This window comes from Nocardia sp. NPDC056611 (assembly GCF_042792755.1).
Taxonomy (GTDB): domain Bacteria; phylum Actinomycetota; class Actinomycetes; order Mycobacteriales; family Mycobacteriaceae; genus Nocardia.
In genome coordinates, this window is the sequence record NZ_JBHTVV010000004.1 from 513,099 (window position 1) to 534,596 (window position 21,498).

Sequence of the window (21,498 nt, forward strand, 5' to 3'; positions counted from 1 at the left end):
GCCGGGATCAGCTGCCCGCGCCGCGCGGTTTCACCAGCGGGAAGGGCAGGGTTTCGCGGATGCTGCGGCCGATCAGCAGCATGACCACCCGGTCCACGCCGACGCCGAGGCCACCGGTGGGCGGCATGGCGTGTTCGAGGGCCTGCAGGAAGTCCTCGTCGAGTTCCATGGCCTCCGGGTCGCCGCCGGCGGCGAGCATGGACTGTTCGGTGAGGCGGCGGCGCTGTTCGACCGGATCGGTCAATTCGCTGTAGGCGGTGGCCAATTCGACCCCCCAGGCGACCAGGTCCCAGCGTTCGGTGACACCGGCGATGTGCCGGTGCGCGCGGGTGAGCGGGGACACGGAGGTGGGGAAGTCGATGTAGAAGGTGGGGTTCTGGGTGGTGGACTCCACCAGGTGCTCGTACATCTCGAGTACGAGTTGACCGGCGTCCCAGCCCAATTGGAACGGGACGCCCGCCTTCTCGCACAGCAGTCGCAGCCGTTCGGCGTCGGTGTCGGGGGTGATGGTCTCGCCGAGCGCCTCGGACACGGCGCCGTGCACGGTCTTGACGGTCCACTCGCCGGAGATGTCGACCTCGGTGAGCGCGCCGTCGGGTCCGGGCCGCAGCGCCACCATTCTGCCGTTGGCGGCGACCGCGGCGGCCTGGATGAGCTGACGGCAGGCGTGCATCATGCGTTCGTAATCGCTGTGCGCCTCATAGGCTTCCAGGATGGTGAACTCGGGGTTGTGGCTGTAGTCGACGCCCTCGTTGCGGAAGACGCGGCCCAGTTCGAACACCTTCTCCATGCCGCCCACGCACAGTCGCTTGAGGTACAGCTCGGGTGCGATGCGCAGGTACAGGTCCAGGTCGTAGGCGTTGATGTGGGTGGTGAAGGGCAGCGCGTTGGCGCCGCCGTGCACCTGCTGCAGTACCGGGGTCTCGACCTCGAGGAAGCCCCAGCCGTGCAGGCTGTCCCGCAGGGACCGCACCACCGCGCTGCGCTTGGCCATCACCTCGCGGACGTCGGTGTTGATGGCCATGTCGACGTAGCGCTGCCGCACCCGGGCTTCCGGATCGGAGAGGCCCTTCCACTTGTCGGGCAGCGGGTGCAGGCATTTGCCGATCATCCGCCAGTCCTGCGCGAGCAGGGACAGTTCGCCGCGGCGGCTGCGGCCCAGCTGGCCGCTCACCTCGATCAGGTCGCCCAGGTCGAAGAACTCGGTGAACGATTCGCTGCGGTCCGCGCCCACCCGGCCGCGGTCGATGAGCAGCTGGATGTCGCCCGACCAGTCGCGCAGCACGGCGAAGATGACGCCGCCGTAGTCGCGAATCCGCAAGAGCCGCCCGCAGACTCGCACCGTGGTGCCCTGCGGGCAGCCGCGGGCCGCGGCCACGGTGTGGGTGGGCGGATAGGCGACCGGGTAGGCCTCGACGCCGGAGTCCTGGAGCTTGGCCAGCTTGTCCATCCGCACCCGTACCTGTTCGGGGCGGCGCTGGCCGTTCTCCTCGAGTTCCTCGGGCGGCAGGTCGGGCGGGCTGCCGTCGGCGTGCAGGCCGGTGACCTCGTCGGGCACCGAGGGCCGCAGACCGGTGTGGGCGGAGGCGTCGTGTTCGCGGCCGAAGCGGGGCAGGAAGCCCTCGGCGAGCGCGCTGGCGGTGGCGACCCGCAGCAGGTGGCGGCGTTCCTCGAACATGGAGAACCGCGGCACCCATTCGGGCTGGTACTTCACATTGGAGCGGTAGAGCGCCTCGAGCTGGTACCAGCGCGAGAAGAACATGAGCACGCCGCGCCACAGCCGCAGCACCGGTCCGGCGCCGATCCGGCTGCCCTCCTCGAAGACCGCGCGGAAGACCGCGAAGTTCAGCGAGATCCGGGTGATGCCGTACTGGTCGGAGGTGAGGGCGAGCCGCGAGATCATCAGTTCCATCAGCCCGTTGGGGCCGGTGCGGTCGCGGCGCATGAGGTCGAGGGAGACACCGGTGCGGCCCCACGGCACGAACGACAGCATGCCGAGCACCTGCCCGTTCGGCGCGACCGCCTCGGCGAGCAGGCAGTCGCCGTCGAGCGGGTCGCCGAGCCGGTCCAGCGCCATGGAGAAGCCGCGTTCGGTCTCGGTGTCGCGCCATTCATTGGCGCGTCGCATGACGTCCTGCATCTCCTCGGGGGAGATCTCCTTGTGGCGGCGCACCCGCACCGTGATGCCTTGTTTGGCGAGACGATTGGCGGCCTGCCGGACCGGCTTCATATCGGGTCCGGCCAGGGAGAAGGTGCGGGTCTCGAGGATGGCCTCGTCGCCCAGGCGCAGCGCGGACAGTCCGGCCCGCCGGTAGGCGGTGGCGCCGAGCTCGCTGGCGCCCATCACCGCGGGGGCCCAGCCGTACTGGTCGGCGAGCCGGAGCCAGGCGTCGATGGCGTGCGACCACGCCTCCTTCGGCCCGATCGGGTCGCCGGAGGCCAGGCAGACGCCGAGTTCCACGCGATAGGTGATGGCGGCCTTGCCGCTGGGCGCGAACACCACGGCCTTGTCGCGGCGGGTGGCGAAGTAGCCGAGCGAGTCCTCGACGTCGGAGCGTTCGATGAGCCCGCGCAGCGCGGATTCGTCGAGTCCGGTGAGCGCGTTGGAGGAGCGCTGCGACCGGAACAGGGTGATCACCGCGGCCAGCAGCGCGATGGCGCCGAACAGGCCGAGCAGCAGGTTCACCGGATGCGGCGGATGCCCGTCGAAGTCCTCGTTGGAGACCAGGATGGTGGCGGTCACCCGCGACACCGCCCACAGCGCGCGCTCGGTGTGGTCGGGCAGGCTGCCGGGGAACAGTTCGACCAGGCCCCACCCGGCGAGGCTGCCCAGGGCCAGCCCGCCCGCGAGCACGCCCAGCGCCCGCCACACCGCGCCCTGCTGCACGTGGGTGTAGAACTCCGACCAGGACGCGATCAGGACGCCGATCACCGCGAGATGGATGATCAACGCCACCAGGGCGTTGATGTCGCCCTCGGAGGCGAAGTCGAGGGCGTTGGCGAGCGCGAAGGCCGCCATGTAGCCGACCAGCAGCCACCAGGCGATGCGTTTGCGGCTGGCGGTCGCGCCCGCCAGCAGGCCGATGACCAGGGCCCACACCAGCGAGGTGTCGGGCGCGTCGAAGTAGTAGGTGTCGACGAAGTGACGCAGGTGCGTGGTCAGGTAGCGCAGCCCGGGCGAGATGCTCCAGGCGAAGCAGAGGACCGAGAAGATGCCGAGCGCGGTGCCCGCGAGGTGCGGCAGCTCCCGCAACCGGCCGTGTCCGCGGTGTGGCACCTCCGGGGACCGCGGCTCCGGTCTGTGGTCGGAGTCGGGGTGCGGCCGGTCCTGCGTGGAAGTCACCGCACCAGTGTGAATGTTGCCGGTACCCATGTGCACTCAGAACCCGGTTCGTGTCTCGTCGCCGCGGTGCGGCTGGTGGATACCGCCGCGGTGCGGCTGGTGGATACCGCCGCGGTGCGGCTGGTGGATACCGCCGCGGTGCGGCTGGTGGATACCGCCGCGGTGCGGCGGGTGGATTCTGCCGCGGTGCGGCCGGTGGTTACCGCCGCGTGGCGGCCGGTGGTGAGGGCGCCGTTTGGTCTCGCGGCGGCCGCGGGTGAGGATGTACCCCATGTCGGATCCATTCGATGTCCCGATCGAGGACGAGGTCATTCGACTCGGCCAGTTCCTGAAGCTGGCGAACCTCATCGATTCGGGTTCGGAAGCCAAGACGGTTATCGCCCAGGGCCTGGTACGTGTCAACGACGAGGTGGAGCTGCGCCGCGGGCGGCAGCTACACGCCGGGGATGTGGTGGCGTTGGCCGGGCACAAGGCTCGGGTCACCAGCGGCTGAAGGCACACGGGTTCCCATTGTCGGGGGTTCCGGGCTTCAGCCGCTGAGAGCTTCCCGAGAGTCGGCCTAGTCTTCGCTGCGAACCACGACGCCGTCATGATCGCTGTAGAGCATGTCACCGGGGACGAAGCTGACGCCGCCGAATTCGACGGTGACGTCCTTCTCGGCGTTGCCCTCCTTCTGGGTGCTCTTGCGCGGGTTGGTGCCGAGCGCCTTGATGCCGATGGGCATGGTGCGCAGCACGGCGGAGTCCCGGACCGCGCCGTTGATGACGACGCCGGCCCAGCCGTTGTCCACGCCGCGGCCCGCGATGATGTCGCCGACCAGGGCGGTGTGGATGCTGCCGCCGCCGTCGACGACCAGCACGCGGCCTTCGCCGGGTTCGCCGAGGGTCTGCTTGACCAGCAGGTTGTCCTGGAAGGTCTTGATGGTCACGATGCGGCCGGCGAAGGTCTCGCGGCCACCGAACTGAATGAACTGGGTGTCGCAGCTTCGGATCTCGGGGCCGATCTCGTCGGCTAGGTCGGCGGTTGCCACTACGTTCGTTGATTCGGTCACGAGAACTATCTTGTCAGGGCGAATATCCGCAAGTCACGGGCGGTGCGATTGCGGTAGGCGGTGTACGCCTCGGTGGTCTCCTCGAAGCGTTCGAAGATCCCTCGCCGGCGGTCCTCGTCGGTGACCAGGGCGGCGGTGACGGGCAGATGCTGCCCGGCGATCGCGACCTCGGCGGCCGGGTTGGCGAGCAGGTTCGCGGTCCAGGCGGGGTGGTGGGCCTGGCCGAAGTTGGAGCCGATCACGTACAGGGTGTCGCCGTCGTGCACGTAGAGCAGCGGGGTGGTGCGGGGTGCGCCGGATTTGCGGCCGACGGTGGTGAGCAGGATGACGGGCGCGCCGATCGGGCCCAGGACGGTGTATTTGCCGTCGCTGCGTTCGAGCACCCTGCGATCGAGCGGGGTCAGCTTGCGGATGACCAGTGATCCGAGCTTGGTGGCGGCGAACGGGCTGGCCAGCCGGGACAGCAGGTTGGTACGGGAACCCCAGATCCGTTCCGGGAACTGCTCACTCATACCGCGACAATAGTGCTCCGCGACCGGCCGTGCGGGGGCTCCGGTCGGCCGCCTGGGGACCGTGGTGATGCGCTCCGCGCTCGCTCCGCGATCTATCTACAGGAATGAATCAACCGCTCAGTCGGATTCTCGGGCGCATACTGGCGACAACCCGGTGAATCCAGGTCGGGGGAGGCATGAACGTGGAACCGGCGATCGACTCCGATGGCGTCGACGAGATCCGTTCTCTGCTGGCGTCTACCGTCGCCGGATTCCAGGCCGCCTGGGAGGCCGCCGGCGCGCCGCCGAACCTGGTCGAATTCCTGCCGCGCGCACCGCAACTGCGGCGCGTCGCGCTGATCGAACTGATCAAGGTGGACCTCGAATACCGCTGGATCCGCTACGACTTCCCCAAACGCCTGGCCGAATACCGCGGCGAGTTCGACGAATTGCGTTCCGGCCCACTGCCCCCGGACCTGGCCTACGAGGAGTTCCACGCGCTCGAGCGCTCCGGCATCGCCCTCGACATCAGCTGCTACCCGACCGAGGCCGCCCCCACCGAATGGGCCGAGCACGACTACCGCAGCACCCTGATCGCCCGCCCGCAGGCCCAGCACGCGCTGGAGGGCATCGAGGTCGGCGACCGGATCGACGATTTCGATCTGCTGGTGGAGTTGGGCGCGGGCGCCTTCGCCCGGGTGTTCCTGGCCCGGCAGCGATCCATGCAACGCCTGGTGGCGGTGAAGATCTCGCAGAATCACGGCACCGAGTCCGAGACCCTGGCCCAGCTCGACCACGAGCACATCGTGCGCGTCTTCGATCAGCGGCTGCTCGCCGACCGGGAACTGAAACTGCTGTACATGCAGTACCTTCCGGGCGGCACGCTGTCGAAGGTGCTGGCGCTGGTGCGTTCCCGGGAACCAGCCGAACGGAACGGCGGCATCCTGCTGGAGGCCGTCAACGCCGCCATGCGCGACAAGGGCGGCCTGGTGCCGGGCGAATCCGTCACGCGCGCCGAGCACGCGGAGCGGACCTGGCCGGAAACCGTTGCGTGGCTGGGCGCCCGGCTGGCCCGTGCGCTGGATTACTCGTCCGCCAACGGCGTTCTGCACCGGGACATCAAGCCCGCCAACGTGCTGCTCACCGCGGACGGCAGTCCGAAGCTGGCGGACTTCAACATCAGTTTCAGCACGCACGTGGCGGGCGCGAGTCCGCTGGCGTACTTCGGCGGCTCCCTCGCCTACATGTCCCCGGAACAGTTGGCCGCCTGCCATCCGCACCTGCCGGAGACGGCCGAGGCGCTCGACGGGCGCAGCGATGTCTACGCCCTCGGGGTGGTGCTGTGGGAACTGCTCACCGGCCACCGTCCCTTCGACGACGAGACCCGCGCGGGTGATTCGGAGTCCTCGCTCGAGCGCATGCTGCGGCTGCGCTCCCACGAGGTCGATCCGGTCCACCTCGAGGCGCTGCCGCCGGACTGCCCGGCGACCCTGCGCCGGGTGTTGTTGAAATGCCTGTCCCCCGACCGTGAGAACCGCTGGGCGGACGGCGCGGCCCTGGCCCAGCAGCTGGAGCTGTGCCTGGACGAGCGGGCCCGCGATCTGGTGGATCCGCCCGAGCGCAGCTGGCGGGCCCGGGTAGGGCCGTGGTCGCTGCTGGCCTTGATCACGGTGGCCAGCCTGGTCGGCGACGTGCTCGGCATGGCGTACGCGAATCTGCACAACCATCCGCTGTGGGCGCTCTGGTTCACGCCCGAGGAGCGGGCGCGGTTGCAGGTGGTCGGCAACGGGCTGGTGTTGATCTCGACGCCCGCGGCCATCGCGGTTACCAACTATCTGTGCCGCCGGGCCTTCATCGTGTGGCGTGGTCTGCGCCGGGGCCGCACCTACGATTCCGCGGACCTGTCGCTGGCCCGCCGGGACACGTTGAAGAACGGTGACCGGGTGGCGTTGCTGGCCTTCGCGTGGTGGGTGCTGGCGGCCGTGGTGTCGGCGGTGTCGCTGGCCGTCCTCACCGACCTGTCGCCGGGCCGGATCGCGAATCTGGTGGCGACGCTGCTGGTTTCGGGTGCGATCGCGGTCGCCTACCCGTTCTTCGTGGTGACCTTCTTCATCGTGCGCTGCTTCTATCCGCGGCTGCTCACCCACGGCGAGACGGCCGAGGATCGGGACGCGCTGCGCGCGCTGGGCCGCCGCTGCACCCGCTATCTGGCGGTGGCCGTGGCGATTCCGCTGGTCGGGGTGATCGCCAGCCTGATGTTCCTCGACGCCGGGGAGGTGGCGCTGGTGCTGGTCCCGATCTACGGCCTGTGCGTGGCGGGCGTGCTCGGCTTCCTCGGCGACTACTGGCTGTTCCGCCAGACCGAGGCCGATCTGCTGGCCTTCGAGCGAGCGGTCAGCTGAAGTAGATCCACCCGAAGACCAGCATCCACATGGCGCCCACCGCGAGCCCCGCGATCGCGAACCCGCGGTCGTCGCGGCGTTCGGGTTCGACGGTGAGCGCGACCAGGCCCAGTACCACCGCCGGAACCGCGGTGAATCCGCACAGGAATCCGAACACCCCGAGCACGAACGCGGCGATCCCCATTCCCTTCGACCGCGCGGGCGGCGGCGTATAGGGCGCGTAATACGCGGGATACCGCATCGGCGTGACCGGCTGCCACGGTAATCCGCTCATCACCCGGTCGATTTCCCCGCAGGTCCGCGCATTGAGCGCGTGCCCGATGCGTTCGGACAATTCCTCGACCGTGATCCGCCCGGCCTGAAAACTCTGTTTCAGCGCCTCGATCGCGTGTTCCCGATCGGCATCACTCGCCAGGAATTGCGGTGCCGCCCATTGAGGTTCCATCTGGTTCTCCATCGAACCCGAAGCCGACTGTCACTGCCTTCGAGCGTATTCCTCGCGGCCGTCGGGGGGTTCGAATCGAGACCGGGGACACAGGGTCAGGCGCGGCCGTGGCGCTGCTCGTAGGCGTTGCGGTCGGCGGCCTCGCGGGCGCGGCGGTCGGCGTCGGCCAGGGCGGGGTCCAGGCCGTTCTTGATGAGCCGGTTGCGGCGGAAGACGTAGGTGAGGGCCGCGGTGAAGTAGATGAGCGGCAGGTACAGCAGGGCCATCATGGCCAGGCCCATCCACAGTGGGCCGGGGATGAGCAGGAACAGGCACAGCACCGGGATGATCGGGATCAGGATGCGCAGCAGGTAGCGGCGGGTGGCGCCGGGGCCGGTGAGGTCGCGCAGCACCCAGTCCCGCATGGACGGCGGGAGGGGCCGGCCGCAGATGTAGCCGAGGCGCTGCAGCGGGCTGGGGGTGGTGCGTTCGGGCATGCGCCCAGGATCCCTCAGCGGGCGCGTGGCGGACAACCGCGGGGGGTCGGCGGCTCTGACGACCCGTGGACTGGATCAGGCGTTGGTGCGGTCCGGCTCGGCGCCGGTGCGCTCGGCGTGGAAGGCCGAGACCTGGCTGACCAGATTGCCGGTGGAGCTCTTCACCGCGAGCTTCACGAAGGGCTCGATGGTCTTGCCGAGAATCTTGCCCGCCAGGCCGCCGGGGACCCGGTAGTCGACGATGGCGTCGATGGTGCAGGATTCGGCGCCCTTGTCGTGGAACAGGAAGGTGGATTCGATTTCGAAGCCCTTGATGGATTTCACCGCGATGGCGTAGCCGGGCTCATGCCGGACGATCTTGATGGTGGAGTGCAGCGCGATCGGCCCGAGCTGAATGGTGCCGTCGAAGGTGGCGTCCATGCCCTCGATCTGTTCGGTCAGCGGGGTGAAGGCGCTGATCTCGTTGATGAATTTCGGCAGGTGCCGGTAATCGTTGACATAGGCGAAGGCGGATTCGGCCGAGGCAGCGCAATCCGCGACGATCTTGACTTCTGTCATGGGCGCAACTGTAACGTGTTCTAGTTTTCGTCGCAGAGGTTGTGATGCGCGCCATCTATCACGCGGTCACTGCCAGCGTCGCGGCCAACCCGAAGACTAGCGCCATCACCAGCACTTCCACAATCGCGCGCCGCAGCGACTGCTCGGCTGTCATCCGGTGATCGGCGGCCTTCGGCACCCAGCCGCGCCGCCACCACCAGCCCAGCCCGATCAGCACCGCCACCAGCAGCGTCTTCGCCAGCAGGATCCGCCCGTACCCGCTGGTCACCAGGGGAGTCACGCCGCCGATCCGCACCAGTCCGTTCACCACTCCGGTGACGGCCACCGTGACCACCAGCGGCAGCGCCCACGTCGAGTACTTCGGCAGCAACGCCGCCCACTCGCCGCGGGTGCGCACCGTCAGCGCCAGCGCCAGCAGCAGCCCGAACCAGGCCGCCGCGGCCAGCGCGTGCAGCGCCGCCAGCACCGACCCGAACGTCTGCTGCGACATGTGCCCGGTGATCGGCCGCAGCGCCAGCGTCACGGCGGTGAAGACCAGCACCAGATCGGCGGTGGCCCGATCCGGCCGCCGGAAACCGAAGGCGCTGTAGGCCGCCACCACCCCGGTCCCGATCAGCAACGCGATCCCGATCTGCCCGCCGCTCACATGCGCGAGATAGTCGCCGAACTCGGTACCGCTCAGCCGCCGCGCCCGAATCCCTTGCACCTCCGCGGCTTCCAGCACCAGCATGGCGAATTCCATGGCCGCCCACGCGGCGGCGGCCACGGTGAGCGCCCGCCAGTGCGGGGTCAACCGATCCGAGAGCCGCGGCAGCGCCGCCAGCCCCAGCACGGTCGCCCCCGCGCAATCCGCGAGCACCCGGACCGGGGCCTCGGCCTGCACCGGATCCTCGGCGGCCAGCGCCCAGGCCAGCCCGGTCCCGGCCAGGGCGGCCGGAATGACCAGCAGCAGTAGCCATCTCGGTGAGCTGCCACCGCCGGTCGTCCCGCGCTCCCGGCGACGATCGATGCGGCCGGGCCGATTCACGAGCGCCGCTTGCCCCGTCCGCCGAACAGGGCGAAGGCCAGGCCGCCGCCGAACAGCGCCACCGCGCACACGATGAAGATCCACAGCGGCACGCCACCGTCGGAGCCGCCCGACTTGGCGCCCGAGTCCGACTTCGGGCCCGGAGTTCCGTTGCCCGCCTTGGTGAGCGTGAACGACCGGGTACCGCTGACCGGGTGGCCGTCGGCGGAGGTGACCCGGTAGGCGATCTTGTACTCGCCCACCGGACCCAGCTCGCCGACCTCGACGCTGAGCGTCGCGCCATCCACCTTCGGCTGGCCCTTCGACCACAGATTGCCGTCCGGCCCGGTGACCGTCATGGACGGGTAGGCGGGCTGCAGGCTCTCGTTGAAGGTGACGCTGACCGTCGCGGGGGAGGTGTCGATCTGCGCGCCGTTCTCCGGGGTGGAACCCACCACGGCCGAATGCGCGCCCGCCACGCCACCGCCGAGCAGCGCGAACAGGGCGACCAGGAGACCGGTGATCAGACCGGCGACCTTGCGGCTCATGACCGCCGTCCCCGGATGACGCTGCCCAAGCCGAGCGCCGCGCCCAGCGCGCCGAGCGCGAGACCGACGCCGCCGAGCCAGCGGGCGGTGTCGTCGGTGGCCTTCTCACCCTTGTCCGAGTCGGCCGCGGCGGGCGCGTCGTCGTCGTGGCCGGTGCTCTTGGCGAGCGTGAGGGTGGGGGCCGGGTGCTCGGGCTCGGTGCCGTCGGCGTTCGCGGGCTGATTCCAGTCCACGACCTTGCCGTCGCTGTAGGTCTGGCTCGCGTTGAAGCTGACCTTCGCCTGCTCGGGCAGCGGCCCGAGGGAGACCGCGAAGCGCTGGAACTGGCCCGGCGCCACACCCGGATTGCCGGGGTCCGCGGTCCAGGTGACGGACACGGCCTGACCCTGCGCGTTCTTCTCGACCTTGGAGGTCCAGCCGGCGATCGGTTCGGTGCGCGCACTCTTCAGATTCGGCAGCGTCACCGAAACCTTGGTGGTGGAAGCGGTATCGGACTCGGTCGGCACCCGGAAGGTCGCGACCGTGTAGCCCTTCTGGGTGGCGCCGGGAGCGTCGACCACCACGTGCGCGGCGGCGATGCCCGCGCCGGACAGCAGCAGCCCCGCGGCGGCCGCCGACGTGATCAAGGCACGCGAAAGAGAGGAGTTCATGAGTGTATTGCCTTCTCTGACAATGGTTACGGGAAGTTAGGGAGCGGGGTTACACCGTGACCGGGGGCGCGCGCGGTCCGGCCGCGCCCAGTGCGAGAAGAGCTTTCGAAGCAGGGGAGTGGTGCGCCGGGCGCAGCCGGGCGACCCGAGCGGGCCGGCCGGACGGGCGGGTGAGCGCGATCCGCACGGCCCGCGAGATCACCTCGTAGAGCCGCTCGGCGACCAGGATCCCGAACGCGCAGACCAGGCCCGCGACCGCGTGCGCGAACACCATCGGCCCGTGCGCGGTGAATTCCATTGCCCGCGCGGCGTGCCCGTGCTGCACCAGGCCGCTCAGGGCGACGTGGCAGACGGGCTGGCCCGCCAGCATGAGCAGCGGCAGCGCGGCGGGCGGGCGCAGCACGGCGGCGATCGCGCCGAGCGCGGCCGCCGCCAGCATCAGCAGCATCAGCCCGGAGGTGCCGGGGTAGCCGCCGCCCGCGAACCCGTGCGCGCCGACCGCCAGGGCGGCCATGGCCACCCCGGCCGATCCGCCGCGCACCGAGCTCATGGGTGACTCAGCGCACGCCGAGCCGGGTGAGCACGTCGGCCTCGATGCCGGAGAGCTCGTTGGAGATCGAGGCGTGCACCGCGCGGCGCCGCGGCACCGGCATCTGGGCGGCGGTGCGCACGGCCGCGGACAGGCTGTCGAGCCGGTCGCGGCTGGCGGCCACGAACTTCTTGGTCTCGGTGTCGGTGTGCTTGGCCTCGATCTCGGCCAGCGTCGACTCCACGCCCGCGATCCGGGCCTGCAGCTTGGCGCCCGGCCCGGCGAACTCGCCGAGCTGGTCGAGGCCGACGCCGAGCTGCTGGGCGCGGCGGGTGTCGAGCTGCCCGCGCACGAAGGTGGCGCCGCGGTAGGCGAGCGGCGCCAGCACCGGCACCAGGATCCGGGCCACGCCCAGGTACTTGCGGATCGAGGCCGCGCTGAACGGGTCCCGCTCGGCGCGGGCGGCCACCTTCTCGGCGGCCTTCTCCTCGGCCTGCAGCTTCGCGATCTCGGCTTTGGCGACCTGCTGCTGCGTGCGCGCCTCGGCACGGTTGCGCTTGCGCTCGTTGCGCGCCCCGAGCTTGGCCTCCATGCCGGCCTTGTGCTTGAGGGCTTTCGCCTCGGCTCGGCGGCTGACCCGCTTCTTGCGCTTGGTGAACAACCCCATTGATGGCCTCCGTCATGCTGGTTCGCCATGGCAGTACAGGGCCGGGGGAAATGCCTGTCCGCCCATGAAACGCAGTGTGCGAATCACCCTAACGGGTGGGTTCCCGCCGCAGCGAGCGCCTGGCGGAAACAGGGCGGCCCGCCGACCCTGTCGGGGGATGAGGCCATACTGACTGGCGTGTATTCGGGCATCGGTGACCATGGCGAGCGGGCGGCGTTCGTCGACGCGCGCGCGCTGATCGGGTGCCGGCACCGGCTTTTCCTGGACGCCACCCATCCGGGCGTGTTGACCGGAGTCGCCGAGGACGCCGGCGTGCAGCAGCGACGAGAAGCGGCGGCCGCGCACAGATCTCAGGTGCGCGACACCCTGGTCGCCGCGGCGCCCGAGAGCTGGACGGTGATCGATCCCAAGCAGCCCGCGACCGCGCGGGCCGCCGCCACCATGGCCGCCATGGCCGCGGGCGTCGACCGCATCTGGGGCGGGCTGCTGCCGCAGGAGGTCGACACCGGCCGTCGCGGCGGCTGCGAAATCCTGTGGCGCGACAGCGATCGCGGCGGATACCGCCCGGTCATCGTGGTGAACCACAAGGTGACCGACCCCCGCCAGCCCGACCCGGCCGATCACCACCCGCTGACCAGCGGCCTGTACGAGTGGAATCCCCAGGAGGACAGGCACGTCCGCACCCGGCCGCAGCCGCGCGACCTCCAGCGCCTCGCGCACCTGTACCGCATGCTGCAGCGGCACGGCCTGGCCAGCCCGTCCCTGACCGGCGGCGCCATCGGCTACCACTTCGACCGCATCCTGGTGCACGACCTGGCCCTGCTGCTGGACGACTACGACATCCGCTACGCCGACCGCATCGCGGTGGTGCGCGGCGAACTCCCCACCGTCCCTTCGAAAGTCCCCGAATGCCGCCAGTGCCCCTGGTGGAGCCGGGCCCCCGAGGAGGGCGGCCGCAGCTGTGAGCAGTGGCTGGCCGACCACCGCGACGTGAGCCTGGTGGCCCCGGGTTCGCGCGCGGAGGTGCTGCGCCGCCACGGCGTCGAGACCATCGACGAGCTGGCCGCCTGGAGCGGCGACGATCCCGACGACTGGCAGTACGAGCCGTTCACCGAGGCCGTGGTCACCGCCCGCGCCTGGGCGACGGGCGCGCCGCTGGTCCGCCGGGTGGACCGGGTGCGGGTGACCCGCGCCGACGTCGAGGTGGACGTGGATCTGGAGAGCTTCCAGGAGCACGGCGCCTACCTGTGGGGCACCCTGCTCGACGGCGTGTACCGACCGTTCGTCACCTGGGATCCGCTGCCCACCGAGGACGAGGGCCGCTCCTTCGCGGAGTTCTGGACCTGGCTGATGGGCGTGCGCGCGCAGGCCGCCGCCGACGGTAAATCCTTTGCCGCCTACTGCTATTCGCGCACCGCCGAGGACAAGTGGCTCTACGAGTCGGCGCGCCGGTTCGCGGGCCGCCCCGGCATCCCCACCGAGCGGGAGGTGCAGCGGTTCGTGGACGGGCCGCAGTGGGTGGACATGTTCCAGGCGGTGTCGGAGCAGTTCATCTGCCCGAACGGCAAGGGCCTCAAGAAGATCGCGCCGGTCGCGGGCTTCCACTGGCGGGACGCGGAGGCCGGCGGCGAGGCGTCGATGGCCTGGTACCGCCTGGCCGTCGCCTACGACGGCGGCGAACCGGACCTGTCGCAGCGCACCCGCATCTTCGAGTACAACGAGGACGACTGCCGGGCGACCCAGGTGCTGCGGGACTGGATGACCGACCGCGCCGACGCCGAGGTTCCCGCCATCGCCGACTTCGACCGTCGTAATATCGCGTCGTGACCGAACACGTCGAACACCTGGAGTTTCAGGCCGAGACCCATCAGCTGCTGGAGCTGATGATCCACTCGGTGTATTCGAACAAGGACACCTTCCTGCGGGAGTTGGTCTCCAATGCCTCCGATGCGCTGGACAAGCTGCGCCTGGAGACCTTCCGCGACAAGGACCTGCACGCCGACACCTCGGATCTGCACATCGAGCTCGAGGTCGACCGCGACAACCGCGTGCTCACCGTGCGCGACAATGGCATCGGCATGTCCCGTGCCGAGGTGGTGGACCTGATCGGCACCCTCGCCAAGTCGGGCACCGCCGCGCTGCGTCAGCAGCTGCTGGAGGCCAAGGCCGGGGATCAGCAGGCCGAGGAGCTGATCGGCCAGTTCGGCATCGGCTTCTACTCGACCTTCATGGTGGCCGACAAGGTCACGCTGACCACCCGCAAGGCGGGCGAAACCACCGGTACCCGTTGGGAATCGGAGGCCGGCAGCCCCACCTACACGATCGAGGAACTCGACACCGCCCCGCAGGGCACCTCGGTGTCGCTGCACCTGATGGCGGCCGACGAGGACGATCACCTCTTCGACTACACGCAGGAGTGGAAGCTCCGCGAAATCGTCAAGAAGTACTCGGATTTCATCGCCTGGCCGGTCCGGATGGACGTCGAGCGCACCGTCATGGAGGGCGAGGGTGAGGACAAGGTCGAGAAGACCATCGTCGAGACCCAGACCCTGAACTCCCAGAAGGCGTTGTGGACCCGCCCGCGCAGCGAGGTCACCGACGAGGAGTACACGGAGTTCTACAAGCACGTCGCGCACGCCTGGGACGATCCGCTCGAGATCATCCCGATGAAGGCCGAGGGCACCTTCGAATACCAAGCGCTGCTGTTCATTCCCTCGCACGCGCCGTTCGACCTGTTCACCCGCGAGCACAAGCGCGGCGTGCAGCTCTACGTGCGTCGGGTGTTCATCATGGACAACTGCGAAGAGCTGATGCCGGAGTATCTGCGCTTCGTCAAGGGCGTGGTCGACGCGCAGGACCTGTCGCTCAATGTGTCCCGCGAGATCCTGCAGCAGGACCGCCAGATCCAGATGATCCGCAAGCGCCTGGTGAAGAAGGTGCTGTCCACGGTCAAGGATCTGAAGAACGCCGAGGATCAGGCCAAATACCAGGAGTTCTGGCGTGAGTTCGGCCGGGTGCTCAAGGAGGGCCTGCTCTCCGACGCCGACAATCGCGAGACCATCCTGGGCGTCTCGTCCTTCGCGTCCACGCACTCCGAGAGCGAGCTGACCACGCTGGCCGGGTACGTCGAGCGCATGCCCGAGACCCAGTCGGCGATCTACTACATGACCGGCGAGACCCGGCAGCAGATCGAGAACTCGCCGCACATGGAGGCGCTGCGGGCCAAGGGCCTCGAGGTGCTGGTGCTGACCGACCCGGTCGACGAGATGTGGGTCGGCTCGGTCACCGAGTTCGAGGGCAAGCCGATCGTCTCCATCGCCAAGGGCGAGGTCGACCTGGAGACGGAGGACGAGAAGAAGGCCTCCGAGCAGCTGCGCGAACAGCAGGAGAAGGATTTCTCCGGCGTGCTCGGCTGGCTCCAGCAGACCCTGGACGCGGACGTCAAGGAGGTGCGCCTGACCAACCGGCTCACCACCTCCCCGGCCTGCATCGTCGGCGATGTGTTCGATTTCACTCCGATGCTGGAACGCATGTACCGCGCCTCCGGCCAGGAGCTGCCGCACAGCAAGCGCATCCTGGAATTGAACCCGGACCACGCTCTGGTGACGGGTCTGCGCGACGCGTACGCGAAGGTGTCCGGCGACGAGGACAAGCCGCTCGCCCTCACCGAGACGGCCGAATTGCTCTACGGCACGGCGGTTCTCGCCGAGGGCGGGGAGCTCAAGGACCCGGCGCACTTCGCCCGGATCCTCGCCGATCGCCTCACCCGCACGCTCTGACCTGGCGCGTCGGATCGGGTCGTGCCGGGGCCGCCGGCACGTTCCCGATCCATAGCGAGCGGGAATCGGTCATGCTCAGCCGGTCTCCGGTGTGACGGTGCGCATGTCTCGGTGATTTTCGGGAACTAGCGGCGGGGGCGTACGTTGTATGTCTTGGTCGTAAGTTTTTCGTGTTCGTGTTTCAACATGCTCGCGCGGAACAGTGTGCGGGCGTTGCTTCACCTTGCCAGTCAAGTTGCAAGCCGCCTTCTGATCGACCCGGGTCCCGCAGCCGCGGCGCCCACGCAATAAAAGAAACACCTCGTCAGGAGAAGGTAATGGTTCAGGGCACCGTCAAGTGGTTCAACGCGGAGAAGGGCTACGGCTTCATCGCCCGCGAGGACGGCCCCGACGTTTTCGTCCACTACTCGGAGATCGAGGGCAACGGCTACCGTCAGCTCGAGGAGGGCCAGGCGGTCTCGTTCGAGATCACCGAGGGCAAGAAGGGCCCCCAGGCGGCCGCTGTTCGCCCGCACTAAGGGAGGCTCCCCCGCCTCCCCGAGACTTTAGCGCCCGGCTGAAAGCCGTGGGCCGCACCGCATGCGGGCTGGCGGTTGGGTGCCGAGCCGATTTTGGGGGTACCCCCGGAGTTACCCGGAACCTTCCGAGATCAGTTCTCGCGGACTCGATAACAAGATTCAAGGCCCCGCACTGAATTCAGTGCGGGGCCTTGGTCTTTCGCACAATTAGCGCGGAGCCATGCGCAGGGCGCCGTCCATGCGGATGGTCTCGCCGTTCAGGTAGTCGTGCTCGGTGATGTACTGCGCGAGCTGCGCGTACTCGTCCGGGCGACCCAGGCGGGACGGGAACGGAACGCCGGACTCGAGGCCCTTGCGGTACTCCTCGGTGACACCGGCGAGCATCGGGGTGTCGATGATGCCGGGCGCGATGGTGTTCACGCGGATGCCGAACTGCGCGAGGTCACGCGCGGCCGGGATGGTCATGCCGGCGACGCCGCCCTTGGAGGCGGAGTACGCGATCTGCCCGATCTGGCCCTCGAAGGCCGCGACCGAGGCGGTGTTGATGATGACGCCGCGCGAGCCGTACTCGTCGACCGGCTCGGTCTTGGCGATGGCGTCGGCGGCCAGGCGCATGACGTTGAAGGAGCCGAGCAGGTTCACGGTGATGACCGTGCGGAACAGCTCGAGGTCGTGCGGGCCGTTCTTGGACAGGATGCGTCCCGCCCAGCCCACACCGGCGCAGTTGACGACAATGCGCAGCGGCACACCGGATTCCACGACCTTGGCGACCGCGGCGGCCACCTCGTCACCGCTGGTGACGTCGGTCGGGATGAGGGTGACGCCGGCCGGCACGCTGTCACCCGCACGCTCGATGGACTGAGCCAGATCCAGGCCGAACACGGTCGCGCCCGCATCGGCGAAACGCTTGGCGGTGGCCGCACCCAGACCGGACGCACCTCCGGTGACAATGGCGGCGGAGCCCGAAATCTCCACGGTTTGGTCCTCTCGACAAGGGACGGCCCTCTCGCTGGCCATCCGTCAATAGGCACCCTAGCGGGACTGTGTGCGGGCCTACACAACAGGCTCTCGAGATTTGCGAACATGGGTGTTCGTCTAAGTGGTATTTTCAGCTCATGAACGCCAGCACGGTCGGTCATCGCCGTGGTTTCCGCCGCCGGATCCCGCGTGTGGCCGGCAAACGCATCCTGATCACGGGCGCGGCCCGCGGCATCGGGGCCGCTCTCGCCCGTCAGTTGCACGCGCACGGGGCGCACGTCGCACTGCTCGGCATCGAGGAGACGCTGCTGGCCCAGGTCGCGAGCGAATGCGGCGACGCGCCCTGGCGATACTGCGACATCGGCGACCCGGCCCAGGTGGAACGGGTGGTGAACTCGCTGACCGCCGAACTGGGCGGCCTGGACGCGGTGGTGTGCAACGCGGGCATCGCCCGGCAACTGTCCTTGCTCGGCGGCGACCCGACCGTGCTCGAGGAGACCCTCGCCGTCAATGTGCTGGGCGTCTACTACACGATGCGCGCGGCCGGACCGCACATCGCGCACCCGGGCGGCTACATCCTGATCGTCTCCTCGCTGGCCGCCGCCATCCATCTACCCCTGGCGGGGGCGTACAGCGCCTCCAAGGCCGCGGTCGAGGCGCTCGGCGACACTCTGCGCATCGAATTGCGGCACACCGGGGCCAAGGTGGGCATGGCCTATTTCGCCGAACTCGACACCGAGATGACCAGCCGCGGCTTCGGCACCGAGGCCGCCCACAGCATTCTGGGCCGGTCCACCGTCTCCGGCGTGGCCCCGCTGGGCCCGGCCATCGATGCCTGTGAGCGGGCGTTGGCCCGCCGTTCCCGCCACATCGTCTCGCCGTATTGGGTGAGCATGGCGCTGTGGTGTCGTCCGCTCACCCAGCACCTGATCGACTTCTCACTGCGCCGGGGTGTAGCGAGTGGACTGGCCATCGCCGATACGGAACCAACGGGGTTCACCACCGAGCAACCGGCCCGGCCCCGCAGAATGAGAAAGCTCGCCTGAACGACAGCCACCTGGAGTCCCGCGTATGACCGAATCGGCAACCCGCCAACTTCCCCGCGGCCGGCACGGCCTGCCCCGGGAGCAGGTGGTGGCCGCCCAACGCGACCGCATCCTGGCCGCCATGGCCGAGGCGATGGCCGAGAACGGTTATGTCGGAACACCGGTGGCCGCGGTCATCAAGCGCGCGGGGGTTTCCCGTGAAACCTTCTACGAGCAATTCCGTTCCAAGGAGGACTGTTTCGAGGCCGCCTACGAGCGGGCCACGGAACTCATGCTGACCGGCATTCTGGCGGCCACCGGCGCCGAGTTCGACGGGGAGACCCGCACCGAGCGGATGGAACGGCTGCTCGGCGCGTATCTGGAGGCGCTGGCCGCCCAACCGGCTTACGCCCGGGTTTTCCTCGTCGAGGTGTACGCCGCGGGCCCGGACGCCATCGCGCGGCGCACCCACCTGCAGGAAACCTTCGTGGCCATGGTCGCCGACGTGCTGGGCGCCGAGACCGAGTCGCAGCGTTTCGCCTGTCAGACCCTGGTCGCGGCGCTGAGCTCGATGGTCACCGCGCGCATCGCGGTCGGCGACCCGGACGGGCTGCGCGAATTGCGCGCGCCGCTACTGGACCTCGTGCGGCGCAGCGGGGACCTGTTCGGCGACAACGTGCTCGGCGACTGAACCGGCCGGGGTCCCGGCGCGGCGGCGCAGCACCAGCAGCACGCCGCCGGCGAGGACGGGCAGCGCCAGCGACAGCAGTGCGGCCAGCGGGGTGCCCAGCCCGTGCGCGAAGGCCTCGAGCAGGGTGAGCGCACCGAAGTACAGGAACAGCAGGCCCGAGCAGACCGCGATGATCCGCTCCGGGATGTGCTTGCCGACGGTCACGCCGATCACGATGGCCAGCGCGCCCGCGGCCACCATGCCCGCGACCGAACCGATCCACACGGCGACCCAGTTGTTGTTGGTGGCCAGTGCCATGGTGGCGAACATGGTGCGGTCGCCGAGTTCGGCGAGCAGGAAGGCCGACAGCACGACCAGGAACGCGGACCGGGACCTGATCTGCGGCGCGACCTCGTCATCGGAGGCGTCCGCGGAGTTCGACAGGGTCTCGCGCAGGGTCCAGAGACCGACGCCGATCAGGGTGGCGGCGGCGAACAGCGAGATGACGCCGGTCGGCAGGGCCGCACCGAGGAAGTGGCCGACGCCGACCGCGATCAGGTTCACCAGCACGCTGGCGACGGTGATGCCGGACAGCACGGTCCACCAGTGGTAGCGCAGCGCGAAGGTCAGCGCCATGAGTTGCGATTTATCGCCCAGTTCGGCGAGGAACAACACGCCGAAACTCAGCAATATCGTGGCGATCATGAAGTCAGCTCCCAGGTCTCCGGCCTGTCGGCTGAATGCGGGGGCGCTTCAGCCGACACCGCACCGGTAAATCGGTTTGGTTCTTGTCGGCCGAAGGTCTCGCCCACCGGAAGTTTCCGGTTCACGCGCCGGATCCCGGGGGATCAGTATGTCGACGACGTGATTGGGGGCTACTCCCCTTCGCTCGGGGGAGACTTTACTCCGGCAAACGGGGCGCATGCAAACCGCTGTCGCCCAAATCGCAATGCGCACAATAAGTTTGGCGATGCTTCCGAAAGGTTTCGGGTTCCCTTACGCGGCCAGCAGCATAGCCAGAACCGCGGTGTCGGGATCACTGATCGGATCCACCCCGACCCGCGAAACCATCGAGGTCACCGCACCGTCGGAATCGGTTTCCACCCAGGCCGCGCGGTGTTCCAGCCCCAGATGCGGCAGGCCCGGCAGCAGCAGGCAACCCGAGGCCGCGCCGGAGCACTCGGGTAGCGAGGGTCGCGTTTCGCGCGGCGGATGCAACATGATCAAGGCCGGTGGCACATGTCCGGCAAACCTGCCGGGCTGCAACGCTTCGTCCCCGAGCACGGGCCCTTCCGCGATCACCAGCCCCACCATGGCCGGATCCGGGTCGTCCGGCAGCTCTTCGCGCGCCCCGAAGACCGTCGACGTGGGCAACAGGCCCGGGAGTCCGGCCACGCGCACGGCCAGGACCAGCAGTTGCGCCCATTCCTTGGTGGAGTCGGGCCAGCGTCCGGAGATCACGAATCCTTGCAGCGAACCATGGGCCTGGAAGGGCATGACGCCGATCTGACCACTCATGATGTGCCTCCCGAACTTCCCAGGGGGCGGCTGTGCCCGGTGTTGCCAGTGGGAACACCAGGTTGTACCCGAAGCTAACTGGCACACAAGTACCAAAGAGTGCTAGCACCCGGCCCCTTGAAATGCCGAAAGGCCCGCGAACCGATCGGTTCGCGGGCCTCCGCAAGCACGAGGGGGCGTCAGCCGAAGATCAGGCCCTTGCCCTGGGAAACCGCCTTGGAGTAGCGGTCCTGGATCTCCGCCCAGTTGACGACGTTCCAGAACGCCTTCACGTAGTCGGCCTTGACGTTCTTGTACTGCAGGTAGAAGGCGTGCTCCCACATGTCCAGGCCGAGCAGCGGGATGATGCCGAGCGGCACGTTGCCCTGCTGGTCGGTGAGCTGGAAGGTGAGCAGCTTGTTGCCCAGGGTGTCGTAGCCCAGCCAGGCCCAGCCGGAGCCCTGCAGGCCGTTGGCCGCGGCGGAGAACTGCGCGACGAACTTGTCGAAGGAGCCGAACTCCTCGTCGATGGCCGAGGCCAGGTCGCCGACCGGCTTGTCGCCGCCGTCCTTGGACAGGCTCTTCCACCAGATGGAGTGGTTCACGTGGCCACCGAGGTGGAACGCGAGGTTCTTCTCGTTGAGGAAGATGGCGGCGTGGTCGTCCTTGGCGCGCGCCTCTTCCAGCTTCTCGAGGGCAGCGTTGACGCCCGCGACGTAGGCGGCGTGGTGCTTGGTGTGGTGGATCTCGTTGATCTGCCCGGAGATGAAGGGCTCCAGGGCGCTGTAGTCGTAATCGAGTTCTGGCAACGTGTAAACAGCCACGATGTCCCTTTCCGTGTCGGGGCCGCGTGCCCTCGGCATGA

22 protein-coding genes are annotated in these 21,498 nt (G+C 68.9%); 7 read left to right on the plus strand and 15 right to left on the minus strand.

Annotated elements, in window-relative coordinates:
- Nucleotides 1-7: 7 nt before the first annotated feature.
- Nucleotides 8-3,343, minus strand: a complete 3,336-nt coding sequence (gene lysX, locus ACFRAQ_RS23720) for a bifunctional lysylphosphatidylglycerol synthetase/lysine--tRNA ligase LysX (protein WP_379103069.1) — start codon at nt 3,341-3,343, stop codon at nt 8-10.
- Nucleotides 3,344-3,614: 271 nt separating this feature from the next.
- On the opposite strand from lysX, the gene ACFRAQ_RS23725 reads away from it, so the two are divergent.
- Nucleotides 3,615-3,836: an RNA-binding S4 domain-containing protein gene (locus ACFRAQ_RS23725; protein ID WP_357088410.1), complete on the plus strand. Its 222-nt coding sequence runs from the start codon at nt 3,615-3,617 to the stop codon at nt 3,834-3,836.
- Nucleotides 3,837-3,902: 66 nt separating this feature from the next.
- Here ACFRAQ_RS23725 and rraA read toward each other — a convergent pair whose 3' ends face one another.
- Nucleotides 3,903-4,394: a ribonuclease E activity regulator RraA gene (gene rraA, locus ACFRAQ_RS23730; protein WP_357274994.1), complete on the minus strand. Its 492-nt coding sequence runs from the start codon at nt 4,392-4,394 to the stop codon at nt 3,903-3,905.
- Nucleotides 4,395-4,399: 5 nt separating this feature from the next.
- Entirely contained in the window at nt 4,400-4,906 is a 507-nt protein-coding gene (locus ACFRAQ_RS23735) for a nitroreductase/quinone reductase family protein (protein WP_379103072.1), read from the minus strand.
- A 176-nt stretch (nt 4,907-5,082) separates the two neighbouring features.
- Between ACFRAQ_RS23735 and ACFRAQ_RS23740 the strand changes: the two genes are divergently transcribed.
- On the plus strand, nt 5,083-7,287 hold the full coding sequence (locus ACFRAQ_RS23740) for a serine/threonine-protein kinase (protein WP_379103074.1): 2,205 nt from the start codon (nt 5,083-5,085) through the stop codon (nt 7,285-7,287).
- Here the strand turns inward: ACFRAQ_RS23740 and ACFRAQ_RS23745 are convergent.
- The 8 genes from ACFRAQ_RS23745 to ACFRAQ_RS23780 form a co-directional block, all read right to left on the minus strand.
- Nucleotides 7,280-7,732, minus strand: a complete 453-nt coding sequence (locus tag ACFRAQ_RS23745) for a DUF1707 and DUF4190 domain-containing protein (protein WP_379103076.1) — start codon at nt 7,730-7,732, stop codon at nt 7,280-7,282. The genes ACFRAQ_RS23740 and ACFRAQ_RS23745 overlap by 8 nt on opposite strands.
- 95 nt (nt 7,733-7,827) lie before the next feature.
- Nucleotides 7,828-8,208, minus strand: a complete 381-nt coding sequence (locus ACFRAQ_RS23750) for a DUF5313 family protein (RefSeq protein WP_357275002.1) — start codon at nt 8,206-8,208, stop codon at nt 7,828-7,830.
- Nucleotides 8,209-8,283: 75 nt separating this feature from the next.
- The gene (locus tag ACFRAQ_RS23755) at nt 8,284-8,766 is read right to left on the minus strand and encodes an SRPBCC family protein (protein ID WP_379103078.1); all 483 of its coding nucleotides are present in this window, start codon (nt 8,764-8,766) and stop codon (nt 8,284-8,286) included.
- A 58-nt stretch (nt 8,767-8,824) separates the two neighbouring features.
- Entirely contained in the window at nt 8,825-9,793 is a 969-nt protein-coding gene (locus ACFRAQ_RS23760) for a copper resistance D family protein (RefSeq protein ID WP_379103080.1), read from the minus strand.
- Complete coding sequence (locus tag ACFRAQ_RS23765) at nt 9,790-10,320, minus strand: copper resistance protein CopC (RefSeq protein WP_379103082.1); 531 nt, start codon at nt 10,318-10,320, stop codon at nt 9,790-9,792. The genes ACFRAQ_RS23760 and ACFRAQ_RS23765 overlap by 4 nt, the downstream gene beginning before the upstream one ends.
- Nucleotides 10,317-10,970 carry a YcnI family protein gene (locus ACFRAQ_RS23770; RefSeq protein ID WP_379103084.1) on the minus strand — a complete coding sequence of 218 codons (654 nt, stop codon included), beginning with the start codon at nt 10,968-10,970 and terminating at the stop codon, nt 10,317-10,319. The genes ACFRAQ_RS23765 and ACFRAQ_RS23770 overlap by 4 nt, the downstream gene beginning before the upstream one ends.
- A 49-nt stretch (nt 10,971-11,019) precedes the next feature.
- Nucleotides 11,020-11,520: a hypothetical protein gene (locus tag ACFRAQ_RS23775; RefSeq protein ID WP_379103086.1), complete on the minus strand. Its 501-nt coding sequence runs from the start codon at nt 11,518-11,520 to the stop codon at nt 11,020-11,022.
- A 7-nt stretch (nt 11,521-11,527) separates the two neighbouring features.
- The gene (locus tag ACFRAQ_RS23780) at nt 11,528-12,166 is read right to left on the minus strand and encodes a DUF6474 family protein (protein ID WP_379103088.1); all 639 of its coding nucleotides are present in this window, start codon (nt 12,164-12,166) and stop codon (nt 11,528-11,530) included.
- Nucleotides 12,167-12,343: 177 nt separating this feature from the next.
- Here ACFRAQ_RS23780 and ACFRAQ_RS23785 point away from each other — a divergent pair, with 177 nt between their 5' ends.
- From ACFRAQ_RS23785 to ACFRAQ_RS23795, 3 genes are all read left to right on the plus strand, one after another.
- On the plus strand, nt 12,344-13,993 hold the full coding sequence (locus ACFRAQ_RS23785; protein ID WP_379103090.1) for a TM0106 family RecB-like putative nuclease: 1,650 nt from the start codon (nt 12,344-12,346) through the stop codon (nt 13,991-13,993).
- On the plus strand, nt 13,990-15,945 hold the full coding sequence (gene htpG, locus ACFRAQ_RS23790; RefSeq protein WP_379103092.1) for a molecular chaperone HtpG: 1,956 nt from the start codon (nt 13,990-13,992) through the stop codon (nt 15,943-15,945). The genes ACFRAQ_RS23785 and htpG overlap by 4 nt, the downstream gene beginning before the upstream one ends.
- Before the next feature lie 317 nt (nt 15,946-16,262).
- Entirely contained in the window at nt 16,263-16,463 is a 201-nt protein-coding gene (locus tag ACFRAQ_RS23795; RefSeq protein WP_033085228.1) for a cold-shock protein, read from the plus strand.
- Nucleotides 16,464-16,670: 207 nt separating this feature from the next.
- Here ACFRAQ_RS23795 and ACFRAQ_RS23800 read toward each other — a convergent pair whose 3' ends face one another.
- Complete coding sequence (locus ACFRAQ_RS23800; RefSeq protein ID WP_357275020.1) at nt 16,671-17,438, minus strand: SDR family NAD(P)-dependent oxidoreductase; 768 nt, start codon at nt 17,436-17,438, stop codon at nt 16,671-16,673.
- Between the two features lie 140 nt (nt 17,439-17,578).
- On the opposite strand from ACFRAQ_RS23800, the gene ACFRAQ_RS23805 reads away from it, so the two are divergent.
- Complete coding sequence (locus ACFRAQ_RS23805) at nt 17,579-18,487, plus strand: SDR family NAD(P)-dependent oxidoreductase (RefSeq protein WP_379103095.1); 909 nt, start codon at nt 17,579-17,581, stop codon at nt 18,485-18,487.
- A gap of 25 nt (nt 18,488-18,512) precedes the next feature.
- Complete coding sequence (locus ACFRAQ_RS23810; RefSeq protein ID WP_379103097.1) at nt 18,513-19,157, plus strand: TetR/AcrR family transcriptional regulator; 645 nt, start codon at nt 18,513-18,515, stop codon at nt 19,155-19,157.
- On the opposite strand, the gene ACFRAQ_RS23815 is transcribed toward ACFRAQ_RS23810, so the two are convergent.
- From ACFRAQ_RS23815 to ACFRAQ_RS23825, 3 genes are all read right to left on the minus strand, one after another.
- Nucleotides 19,098-19,841 (minus strand): TMEM165/GDT1 family protein, encoded by a 744-nt coding sequence (locus tag ACFRAQ_RS23815; RefSeq protein ID WP_379103099.1) that lies wholly within the window; start codon nt 19,839-19,841, stop codon nt 19,098-19,100. The genes ACFRAQ_RS23810 and ACFRAQ_RS23815 overlap by 60 nt on opposite strands.
- Before the next feature lie 291 nt (nt 19,842-20,132).
- Nucleotides 20,133-20,654, minus strand: a complete 522-nt coding sequence (locus tag ACFRAQ_RS23820) for a peptidase (protein WP_357088368.1) — start codon at nt 20,652-20,654, stop codon at nt 20,133-20,135.
- Nucleotides 20,655-20,833: 179 nt separating this feature from the next.
- Nucleotides 20,834-21,457 carry a superoxide dismutase gene (locus ACFRAQ_RS23825; RefSeq protein ID WP_357088365.1) on the minus strand — a complete coding sequence of 208 codons (624 nt, stop codon included), beginning with the start codon at nt 21,455-21,457 and terminating at the stop codon, nt 20,834-20,836.
- Between the last annotated feature and the right edge of the window lie 41 nt (nt 21,458-21,498).